Below are 11,136 nucleotides of genomic sequence, written 5' to 3' on the forward strand. Positions count from 1 at the left end.
AAAAACTATACCGTTGCCACTTGGGTAGGCAATTTTAATGGTGAGCCCATGGAACAAGTGTCTGGGGTGATTGGTGCTGCTCCCCTCTGGCATCGGATTATGTTACACCTGCATCAATCTCAAGAACCTGCTCCGTTTCAAGCTCCTCCCGGTTTAGTCCAACGTCCAGTGTGTGCCCTTTCCGGTTTGCGTCCCACTCCTGCTTGTCCAACTGTTGTCCAGGAATACTTCTATCCAGACGACCTCCAGGATTACGAACGTCAATCCGATACGTTTTATCAGATGACCAGTGTTGGACCTAATCAACAATCGCCCCAGTACATCGTTAATTTACCTGATGAGTACAACGAGTGGTTAGCAAGACAACCCCAAGTAAATCTAGCGCCAGGGAAAATTAAAATTTTGTCTCCTCGCGAGGGGGATTTGTACATGCTCTACCCTACTGAATCGGATCAAGATAGCAACAGTGCTGTTCAACGGCTAGAGTTCAAGGTGGCTGGGGTAAAATCTGAGTCGGTCGAGTGGTGGTTGAATGGTGAAAAGCTAACTACCAACTCATCCAATTCCTTCTTTTGGCCTCTCGGTCCTGGGGATTGGACATTGGAAGTAAAAAGCGGTGACATTAGCGATCGCGTCACTTTCAAGGTGCAGTTAGCAGAAAACCCACCAACTCGCCGGGGGTTTTCTATTGCTGGTCCTTAGTGATTTGTTAATTGTAAATAGTTAATTTATAATCTACGTGCATTCATCGGTTATACCCAGGACTTTCACTGGTTCGATTTTCTATGGCAAACTTCACGAAATATATCTTGGCAGTTGCGATCGCTGTCTTACTCATCCCATTTTTAGTGCTAACGAATTATACCTATACTGGGGAACTAAAATCAAACATCAATGCTAGTGAAGTTTACAAAATCCGCTCTTTTCATAGCAAAGATGGCATTGGCAAATTCTATATGGGTCGAGAAATTGCTAAAGTAATGGGACATCAGGAAATGTTATGGCTGGAACGCCCTAGCAGGGAATCCCAAGAGCAACCTTCTGTAGTTATTGATGCTCTTAATTTAAGACCTACAGATACTGTTGCAGATATTGGAGCAGGCACTGGTTATTTTAGCTTTCGAATCGCTCCGTTGGTACCTGAAGGAAAAGTATTAGCAGTAGACATTCAGCCAGAAATGATCGACGTTATTGACTTTTTAACAGAAGACAACAATGTTAATAACGTCGAGACAATATTAGGAAGTTTGACTGACCCTAAACTTCCTGAAAATAGCATTGATTTAGCCTTAATGGTAGATGTTTACCATGAGCTTGAATATCCCCGAGAAATGATGGAATCGATTGTTAAAGCTCTTAAAACAGAGGGAAGAGTTGTGCTAGTAGAATATCGCAAGGAAAACCCACTTATTCCTATTAAGGGCTTGCATAAAATGACTCAGAAGCAAGTTAAAAAAGATATGGAATCCATTAATTTAATTTGGCAAGAAACCAATAATGATTTACCCAGCCAACATTTGATGGTGTTTCAAGTTAGTGACAAGTCATTATAGCGGTTTTAAATTCGTTGAGGTATTGACTATAAGTAAATTTTAGCCAGTAGACAGTAGGCAGTAGGTAGTAGGTAGTGGTAATACATAGCTAGTTGATTAACTATTGCGTCTTGCCTCTTGCCTTTTCTTAAGAGATTTTTTTCACAAAAAGAAAAATCCTATAGCTTATCTTGCGAGTAACAAGGTTTTTGTGTTAATGGAATGTCGGTGATAAAAATCAGACCAGAAGTTGATTCAGATCACAATAACTTACTGAAACTCTATTTACATTGAATGAAATGAATGAAATTAAATTCCGGAGGAATAAGTAGGTGCTAGAAAAGTTAAACGAGATTAAATCAACTCTAAAAGATATAGGTGAAAAAGTTGATCAGATAGCTGATAAAGTCGAGGCTGGGGTAAAGCCAAAATTTAAGTGTAATGTTGATCATAACAACATTAATGTTAAAGAGCATAACAGCTGTTATGACAAAGTAAAAGAACTTGGCTATAAGCAGTTGATTGTAGAAAATGATGGTTGTATTGGAGCCCCCAATCTATATCGGTATAAAGTTCTTGATAACGACGAAAATAAAGTCGCTGAATTTTATACATTAAAAGGAGTCAAGGACTATTTAGAGAAACAACCTAAAAAGGCTTAAGCATCGGATAATCTTGATTTTAAATTGGTGATAATTTATCGTTTCAGGAGTTTTGCATCTACAGTTTCATCAAGAGTTTAATCAAGAAATACTGACATTTTTGATTCAGGGGTTTTGCATCTACAGTTTCATCAAGAGTTTAATCAAGAAATACGGACATTTTTAATTCACTGGACTTTAGAGTAAATTTTGGGTTTTAACGAAACTTGATAAAAAGTAATTAGGAATAGAAACCAATGCCTCAAGCACCAAAGAGTGTTTGAGATAGTCTTGAGCGATTTAATTATTTGTCTTTTTTGCCGAGTTTGGATTAGGGCTGCGTTATCGAAACTTTTCAACTCGTCTTGTGTACACAAAATTCCATCATAGCACTGCCTGAGCACAAGTGGTTTAAAAATTGTTGTAATAACTATTTATCAAGGGTTTCAGTTGAGTAAGTCAATGTGACTACTCAAGGGAAGCCAAGGGGTGCATCTCATTTTTGCTGTTTGACACGGTGGTGCGTTACGGGGCGGGCTATCCAAACCCTGACTACGAGGCGAAAAATGAAGGCTCCCCTAACACACCCTGTCTTGATGCAGTCGCTCATGGGGGAAACCCCCAAGACCGCGCTGCATCGCTACGCAAAATTTTCAAATATGAGATGCAGGGAAGCCAAGTTTCTGGTGAACGAGAATTAGTCTAAACTCCAGTGATAAAGATCAGAGCAAAAGTTGATTTATATCACAAACACTTACTGAAACTCTATTTACATTGAATGAATGAAATTCAATTCCGGAGGAATAAGTACATGCAAGAAGACTTAAACGATATTAAATCAAGGGTAAAATCTCTAGAGGAAAAAATTGCTCAGAAAGCTGATAAAGTAGAGGCTGAGGTCAAGCCAAAATTTAAGTGTAATGTTGATTATAACAAAATTGATGTTGAAGAGCATAACAGCTGTTATGATAAACTCAAAGAACTTGGCTATGATTTAGTTATGGAAAATGATGGTTGTATTGGCCCCCCAGGTCAATATCGGTATAAATTTCTTGATAACGACGGGAAAAAAGTCGATTATTGTTATACATTAGAAGGAATAAAGAAGTTTATAAAAAAAGAAGAAAAACGCTTAAGCCTCTGAGATTCTTGATTATAAATTGGTGATAACTTCTCGTTTCAGGAGTTTTGCATCTACAGTTTCATCAAGAGTTTAATCAAGAAATACGGACATTTTTGATTCAGCGGTTTTGCATCTACAGTTGTATCATAGAACATAACCCTTACCTTAAATCACTAGCTCCTAGTCCAAATTCATCACTTAATTGAACCCACATCATCTCTAATTATGCAAGAATTTCAACCATAAGGATTGCCGACTCTAGACACACTACGCACTAGCTTTTGCTGATCCTGTTTTTGTTTCTCATCGCCACTATCATTAATAATTACTAGGATAGTAGAAATCTGATTAACATCAGAAGCATCAGGACAAGAGATAATACATAGATTTACACTGTGTTCTGCTTGAGTATTATGGGATACTAAGGTTTGAGCTGAATAATCTTGCCGACGTTCTTCTTCAGTCTTGGCAGCTAATGCTACATCGAACCATTGGGAAAAATTGCCCTCTTTAATGTGGAGCAAGTCCCGTAAAGACTTCTCCTCAATATCTTTCAAACCAATGAAATCCTTAGCGTGATCATTGGCAAGAATAATCTGACCAGTTTTATTGGTAAAAATTACACCACTGGATACATTAAAGACCAAATCTCGCTGCTCTAGCTGTTGTTGCTTGACTTTACTAAATAGCTTGGCATTTTGGAGCGCTACACCCGCTTGAATATTAAATGCTTCCATCAAGTCTTGATCCCTGCGATCAAAACTTGCCTTCCAGCAATCGGGAGGGTTTGGCCAATCGGCGGGATTGTATGGGGGAAAATTGCCCTGTTTCTTTTTATTGACTAATTGGGTAACAGCAATTAATTGATTATCAACATTAAACACAGGCATCCCTAACAAACTACAGGTGCGATAACCGGTTTGACTATCAGTTTGTTTGGCAGTTTCTGAATTGGGATGGTCATAGAGATCAAACGGAATTATCAGTGGCTGTTTAGTGGTAACAACTTGACCAGCAAAGCCAGCTCCTTTGGGAATCCGAATTTCTTTTAATGTGCCATCAGCAACCGTAATTTTTGTCCATAATTCATCCTGTTCCTCATCTAACATCCAGACTGTGCTGCGATCAGCAGACATTAGCTCTTGAGCCTGATTCATTACTTTATTCAAAGTTTCTTCTAGATCCAAGCTACTTTTACCCAGAGATTGTGTCGCATTTATCAATGCTGAAGCTATTCGTTGTTTCTGAGCTGCTTTATAAAATAACCGAGAGGATTTAAGAATCATTTGAATCGAGCGGGCGAATTGCGCAAAAAGTTTTTCATCCTCTGGTGTAAAGCCTTTTAAATCAATTTTATCAGCTAAGGGCGCGTCTAAAACTGGCGGTTGTTTTAACTTATTTAGTAATTGGACAACAGCCACTAAATCTCCTTTATCATCTAGTAAGGGTAAAGCCAGCATGGTATAAGTACGGTATCCAGTTTTGGTATCCCATTCCTTAGCAGTATTAGAACGGGTATCGTTATATAAATCGTAAGGAATATTGACAGTTTTCTTAGTTTGAGCAACATAACCAGCAATCCCTTTATCCGCAGGCATCCGAATCTCTTCTGAGTCTCCTCCTTCACCCTTTGCCACAATTGACCAGAGTTCATTTTTGGCTTCATCTAATAAAAAAATAGTCGTGCGATCTGCCTGTAGTATCTCGCCAGTTTTGAAGGTGATAGACCGTAACATTTCATTGAAAATGGAATCAAACCCTTCTCGGTCTAGCAGAGTATCCATCATGGATAAGGTTTGATTAAAAACTCCTAAGTCCAATTCAAGGTTGGAAACAATATATTTGAAACTTTCTGGGGTCAGGTGTTCAAGAGACTCATAGATAGTTTCCTTAGTGGTAGCCGCTAGGGCTGGATTAAGTTTCCCTTGTCGTCTGGCTTCTGAATACCGTTGAATTTCTTCTAACGCCTTTTTAAATTCTCGCTTTTCCCATTCTTGGCTAGTGGTCAAAAACTGATAATCTTGATGGCTTAAGCTTTTACCCAGGGCCCATCTTAATGCATCCTGTAACTGTTGTCCTCGCAGAAGACAGGATGTATCCTGACAATCGGAGTCTAACCAAGCAGCAAATTCATTACTATACGGTCGCAAATTTGCTAATTCTTTATCTACCCAATTTTGGTTAAAAACAGCTTGATAAATACGGTTATAAATCCTTAATTTTCCTTGCTTCTCAACTACTAATCCCGATAGCCGCAATTCTATTTGTTCATAACTGTCATCAGAAGCAATTTCTCCCCGTTGCAGAATTTGCTGATACAATCCCAGTAATCGCCCAGCCCGTTGCTCATTCTTAATAAGACGATCGCGAATAGTTTTAAGATGCTCCGGATTATCATGGGATTTCCAATCATCAATCACTTGCGATCGCACTAATTGGTCAACCCACTCTGCCTCACCACCTGTTGGGATAGTAGATACAGAATCCAACAAGAGTTTACAAAGCTTTTGGGTCAGAAAAGGTTGACCTCCACTCCAGTACAAGACCTGTTTCAGGACATCTTGGGGATTACTAATTTTTCCTTGTAATCCTTGCGCTAATCCCTGTGCTTCGTGCAACTGAAAGCCATATAGCTGAATCGCCTGACCAATATTAAAGGGTGTGCGTTTTTTATCTTGAATTAAATCTGATGGTGTTGCTACTCCAAGTAGCGCAAACGTAAGGCGTTGGTAGTCTGACTTATCCACACGTTGGTTATAGCAGGCACGAATAAAAGCGAAAAAATCATCAGTGGGGAAATCGAGGCTAAGAACGCTATCAATTTCATCAATAAAAATTACAATATTTTGAGTAACTTGCTGGAGCAAAACCTCTTCAAGAAATTCTCTCAATCGCCGCACCGCAAATATCATTTCTCGCTCACGCCACCAAGTGCGTAAATTAATATCTAGGTCGAAGTCTCTAGCCAGAGAGCGGACAATATTGGCATACCATTGATCGAGAGTGACATGCTGAGTACCATCCATGGATAAATCAATTACTGCACAGGCAACCCCATCTGCTTCAAGCCGACGCATTACTTGCACTCGTAAGCTAGATTTTCCAGTCTGTCTTGAGTTCAATACATAACAAAACTGTCCAGCCTTCAATCCTTCATATAAATCATTATCTGCTTGTCGCTTCACATAGGTAAGAGCATCGGCTGGTAAAGTCCCTGAGTATATATATTCGTAGGTCATTTTAGTTGTTAACTTTTGTTCGCGTAGCGTGGCCTATTGGCCAAGGTTGACAGTTGTTCGCCTTTGGCGTTCGGTTTAGGGTAGGTTGACAGTTGAATGTTGACAGTTGTTCGCGTAGCGTGGCCAATAGGCCAAGGTTGTTCGCGTAGCGTGGCCAATAGGCCAAGGTTGTTCGCGTAGCGTGGCCAATAGGCCAAGGTTGTTCGCCTTTGGCGTTCGGTTTAGGGTAGGTTTAAGGTTTAAGGTTTAAGGTTTAAAATTTAAGGTTGTTCGCGTAGCGTGGCCTATTGGCCAAGGTTGTTGGCCTTAGGCGTTCCCTTCGGTTAGGTTGTTCGCCCTAGGCATTCGGTATAGGGTAGGTTTAAGGTTTAAGGTTATATGAAGTATGGATTCTGAACTGACCCACTCAGCACTCAGGCTCAAGCCGCTGGCAAAGGCGATCGCAAAAATACTTGTGATATAAATCACAGCGAGGCATGACGCTATTCCCTTGCAACTTTACTAACCCCATGCTATATAACTTAAAGGCTTGCTCCGATGGGATAGTTACCCAGCTGTGTGCTTGAACCACTTTCTCCAACGCAGTTTCCAATTCTGGAGACTGTTTGAGATTTCCTAGGTGGCGTCGCAGATGGTCACTGAATGGTCCGGCTTCTGTGGGTGCCACCTCTAACAGTTGCGCTAGGGTAATCTGATCATATTTAATATAAGCTAAACCTTTGCGCAACAGATAAGGATGTCCTCCCACCATCGCCATCAGTTCCTCCACTTCTCTGGGATTCCCATCCAGTCCATAACGTCTGACTAACTCCTGTACTTGCTCTGTGCTAAACTCTGGCAACTCAATTTCCAATCCGACATTAGCCAGTGGTGAGTGATTGATATCCAAGGAGCTATAAATTTCTGTAGAATGTACTATCACCAACCGGAGTTTTTTCCAGATAGCGCTACTGCGATCGCCCCGCCTAGCGATGTCATACCAACCACGGAGAAGGCGACAAAAATCATCAGCAATAAAGGGGTGTTCAAACACCAGATCAACTTTATCTATAACGAGTACTATCTGGCTTTCAATTTCTGCCAATAAATACTCCTGAAAGTAATCTGTGGTGTTACTATTACATCCAAAAATATCATCCCAATACTCATCCAACTTATTTGACAGCCCTAGAGTCTGACCAACTCTGGCACAGAACCACCGTGAGAATTTGCCGAGGTCCCTATAGACGGTACTATCGGCTAACTCAAAGCTTAAGGTCACAGCTTGATAACCTTGCTGCCTGAGCTCAGCCAGAACTCGTTCAATCAGGGAGGTTTTACCCATCTGCTGGGGTGCTTTGATCCGAATTAGAGCACCAGGCTTGACAATTGCCTCTAACAACTGATCTTCATAAGGAATGCGCTTGACATAAAAGTCAGCATAGAGAGGAACTGGCTTTTGTTGCCCTTCTGACTCTGGCATCGGTGGGACGATGAAAGATTTATATTTACTTAATAACTCTGGATTGACTAACTTAGGCTGATATTCACTAAATAAGTCAATTAACTGATTTCGGAGTGAGTAGTGTTCACCTGGTGCATTCCTCAGCTCAAATTTCTCGCACAGCTGCTGCACATGTTTTCTGACAGTAGCTTCTGTGATGTGTAGGGACTTAGCGATCGCTTGATCGCTTTGGCCCGCTAACATTTTCTTCAAGACCTCTCGTTTACGAGGTGTTAGCTGATCAAATGCTACAGTCAAATCTAGTTGATTCAATTTTTCTAAGAACATCTCAGTCTTGCCGATAGAGATTTTGAATAATCGGTTTTTTCCCCTAGACATAGCGTTTAGGTGGTTATCAAGATGCACCAAAAAAAGATAGTATTTCTGCTAATTTTAAACCCATCCTAACTAGCTTATCGAAAAGCTGAGCTAGCCATGAGTTTGTGAAGATTTTCACACAAATTATGGATTAGACGTGGCTTGTGAGCCTTTTTCCACAAATTACCCTGATGTCTTAAACACAGGCTATAGTTTGATTAATGGCAATCAAACCTATACGAGGTTATAGATGTCTCAGTAATCTCTTGCCTTTTCCCTCAAGCTAAAACCCTGCGTCTGATGGCACTGAGTACTGGTCATATCATATCACTCCCTGTTGCACTTGTATTGCCCAAAATTGGGAGCTTGATGGGTTGTGTTGATAAAGCGATCAGCTTTTAGCTATCAGCTATCAGCTTGGTAGATACCTGATCCGAAGTGGGTGAAAACTTGACAAACATAAGGTTAATACCTCGCCCCTTGTGCCGGACCTAACAAAGCTAAGTGCCTCAGGGCGAATGGTGAGAACTTTGATCTAGCGTTTATCTAGATATAGGGATTGAAAGCTGCCAAACAAAACGTCGTTAGTAGTTAGTCAGACCAATGGCATTGCTGAATCTTCGAATTAATATGAGTGGGGTGGGCATCCTGCCTGGGAAATGAAACGGGCAAGATGCCCGTTCCACGCCTGATGCTCATTCCAAAAAATTCTTAAAATCATTGCATAATTAAGCAATGCCAGACCAATTAACTAACCCCTAACCCCTAACCCCTAACCTGAAATCCCCCGGATGTGACCGTGGGGATGAGCTTAAATCTAAATCAGGAGTTGCTGATATGCCTACCATGATGTTTAATCCTACCGAGATAATCATTGATACCTGTGTTAAAAATCTAGAGACAGGTTTCCACAGCACTTACGGCAACCTTAAATCAGACTACTGTGAGCTGATTACTTGGGCTACCCACATGGCTCTGGAAAATATTGCTAATAGTGACGCTCTCTATCACAACATTGAACACACCTTCCTAGTCACCCTAGTTGGACAGGAAATCTTGTGGGGTAAGCACATCTGCGAAGGGAGCGTCTCCTGTGAAGACTGGTTGCACGTGATTATCTCTTTGTTGTGCCATGACATTGGCTATATCAAAGGCATCTGTCGTCAAGACCAACCAGACCAAGGATTGTATGCCACAGGAATAGACAATTTCATGATTACTCTCCCTACAGGTGCAACTGATGCCAGCCTTACTCCCTACCATGTAGACCGGGGTAAGCAGTTTATTGATGAACACTTTGGTAATCACCTGCTGATTGATACTGAGCAGATTAAGCACAATATTGAATTAACCCGTTTCCCAGTACCTGCTGATCAGGATCATCAAGACACGGTTAACTATCCTGGTTTAGTCAGAGCAGCAGATTTGATTGGTCAGCTGGCTGATCCCCGCTATTTACAAAAAATTAGTGCCTTGTTCTACGAGTTTGAAGAAATCGGGAAAAATCAGATTTTAGGCTATCGTAATCCCGGTGATTTACGCCGGAACTACCCAAACTTTTACTGGAATGTTGTCTATCCTTATATCAAACCCGCATTGCCCTACCTAGAGCGAAGCCTTTCTGGTAAACAAATCCTGGCTAATCTCTATGCCAATGTCTTTCGAGCAGAACACCAATCCCAGCCTAAAGCACTCTTCTGCCATCCCTGTCGCTATAGTCAAACGACAGCACAACTATGTACAGCATGATTAGGCATGGATCTAAAAGGGTTAGTAAACAGCTAGAGAAAATGTTGCAGAGTCTACCAAAAACTCTTATTATTTGTTAGAATTAAATTAGGGTAACACCGACAGGGATTATTATGTAACTTAAATTAAAGCCGAAAACCAAGGGTTTAATAGTTGCGCTGTAATCCCGGTGGAACGAACTTTTTTGACATTTTTATGGCGCTCGCGGGATATTCCTGAGGGCTTTGGGAGATACCCCCTGGATGCGAGAGCATCTTGCATTGGCGAGCTAGAGTTTACCTTTGGTAGATTCTGGTAGCTAAAAAGTATCGGACATCATCAAGGCAAATCATCAAATGGCGATTTTGTTCAAAGTTATTTGTGCAAAGTTAATTGAAAATTGATCATTGACCATTGACCATTAACCATTGACAATTAACAATTAACAATTAACAAATGACCAATGAAAGCCATTTTAATGACCGCTGCTGGTACACCTGAAGTGCTGCAACTTCAGGATGTACCAGACCCCACAATTAAAAACGACACAGAAATCCTGGTGCGTCTTCACGCTGCTGGTGTTAATCCCATTGACACCAAACTGCGGCGTAGAGGTACCTTTTACCGTGACCAAATGCCAGCTATCCTAGGCTGCGATGGTGCTGGTTTGGTAGAAGCTGTTGGTGCTGGTGTCGATAAATTCCAGGTCGGTGATGAGGTATATTTCTGTGCTGGGGGATTAGGATTATCTGGTACGGGTAACTATGCCGAACTAGCCGTTGTTGATCAGTCCTTAGTTGCCCACAAGCCTAAATCCCTCTCCTTCCCTGAAGCGGCTGCTGCTCCTCTAGTACTGATCACTGCCTGGGAATCATTGTATGACCGAGGACGGTTGGAAGCAGGACAAAAGGTGCTGATTCAGGCAGGTGCTGGTGGTGTTGGTCACGTTGCTATTCAGCTAGCTAAGCTCAAAGGTGCTGAGGTTTGTACTACTGTCGGTTCTCAAGAAAAAGCTAGATTAGTGCGTCAGTTAGGTGCTGACTATCCTATCCTTTACAAACAAACTAGCTTT

The 11,136-nt window shown here is 41.2% G+C and carries 9 protein-coding genes and 1 pseudogene; 7 read left to right on the plus strand and 3 right to left on the minus strand.

Annotated elements, in window-relative coordinates; translation table 11 throughout:
- The 5 genes and pseudogenes from F6K38_RS27955 to F6K38_RS27975 all read left to right on the plus strand — a co-directional run.
- Positions 1-702 (plus strand): annotated as a pseudogene (locus F6K38_RS27955) (penicillin-binding protein 1C); the annotation flags it as partial.
- A gap of 83 nt (positions 703-785) precedes the next feature.
- Entirely contained in the window at positions 786-1,553 is a 768-nt protein-coding gene (locus F6K38_RS27960; protein ID WP_008187856.1) for a class I SAM-dependent methyltransferase, read from the plus strand.
- Between the two features lie 311 nt (positions 1,554-1,864).
- Positions 1,865-2,194, plus strand: coding sequence for a hypothetical protein (locus tag F6K38_RS27965; protein WP_008187854.1), 330 nt, complete (start codon positions 1,865-1,867; stop codon positions 2,192-2,194).
- A 481-nt stretch (positions 2,195-2,675) separates the two neighbouring features.
- Positions 2,676-2,879 carry a hypothetical protein gene (locus tag F6K38_RS27970; RefSeq protein WP_131827223.1) on the plus strand — a complete coding sequence of 68 codons (204 nt, stop codon included), beginning with the start codon at positions 2,676-2,678 and terminating at the stop codon, positions 2,877-2,879.
- Between the two features lie 105 nt (positions 2,880-2,984).
- Positions 2,985-3,317, plus strand: a complete 333-nt coding sequence (locus tag F6K38_RS27975) for a hypothetical protein (protein ID WP_287358339.1) — start codon at positions 2,985-2,987, stop codon at positions 3,315-3,317.
- A gap of 215 nt (positions 3,318-3,532) precedes the next feature.
- Here F6K38_RS27975 and F6K38_RS27980 read toward each other — a convergent pair whose 3' ends face one another.
- The 3 genes from F6K38_RS27980 to F6K38_RS27990 form a co-directional block, all read right to left on the minus strand.
- Positions 3,533-6,535: an AAA-like domain-containing protein gene (locus F6K38_RS27980; protein ID WP_287358340.1), complete on the minus strand. Its 3,003-nt coding sequence runs from the start codon at positions 6,533-6,535 to the stop codon at positions 3,533-3,535.
- A gap of 8 nt (positions 6,536-6,543) precedes the next feature.
- Positions 6,544-6,732, minus strand: coding sequence for a hypothetical protein (locus F6K38_RS27985; protein WP_131827224.1), 189 nt, complete (start codon positions 6,730-6,732; stop codon positions 6,544-6,546).
- A gap of 209 nt (positions 6,733-6,941) precedes the next feature.
- Complete coding sequence (locus F6K38_RS27990) at positions 6,942-8,357, minus strand: AAA-like domain-containing protein (protein ID WP_008187846.1); 1,416 nt, start codon at positions 8,355-8,357, stop codon at positions 6,942-6,944.
- Between the two features lie 828 nt (positions 8,358-9,185).
- Here F6K38_RS27990 and F6K38_RS27995 point away from each other — a divergent pair.
- Together F6K38_RS27995 and F6K38_RS28000 are read left to right on the plus strand one after the other, a co-directional pair.
- Positions 9,186-10,085 (plus strand): Npun_R2479 family HD domain-containing metalloprotein, encoded by a 900-nt coding sequence (locus F6K38_RS27995; protein WP_287358343.1) that lies wholly within the window; start codon positions 9,186-9,188, stop codon positions 10,083-10,085.
- Between the two features lie 442 nt (positions 10,086-10,527).
- On the plus strand, positions 10,528-11,136 hold a 609-nt coding region (locus tag F6K38_RS28000), incomplete at its 3' end, for an alcohol dehydrogenase catalytic domain-containing protein (RefSeq protein WP_287358342.1).

Source organism: Moorena sp. SIO3B2, assembly GCF_010692525.1.
In the GTDB taxonomy this organism is placed as follows: Bacteria; Cyanobacteriota; Cyanobacteriia; order Cyanobacteriales; family Coleofasciculaceae; genus Moorena; species Moorena producens.

Coding starts and splice junctions, on each gene's coding strand:
- F6K38_RS27960 (WP_008187856.1), top strand. CDS start 786: ATGGCAAACTTCACGAAATATATCTTGGCAGTTGCGATCGCTGTCTTA.
- F6K38_RS27975 (WP_287358339.1), top strand. CDS start 2,985: ATGCAAGAAGACTTAAACGATATTAAATCAAGGGTAAAATCTCTAGAG.
- F6K38_RS27980 (WP_287358340.1), bottom strand. CDS start 6,535: ATGACCTACGAATATATATACTCAGGGACTTTACCAGCCGATGCTCTT.
- F6K38_RS27990 (WP_008187846.1), bottom strand. CDS start 8,357: ATGTCTAGGGGAAAAAACCGATTATTCAAAATCTCTATCGGCAAGACT.
- F6K38_RS27995 (WP_287358343.1), top strand. CDS start 9,186: ATGTTTAATCCTACCGAGATAATCATTGATACCTGTGTTAAAAATCTA.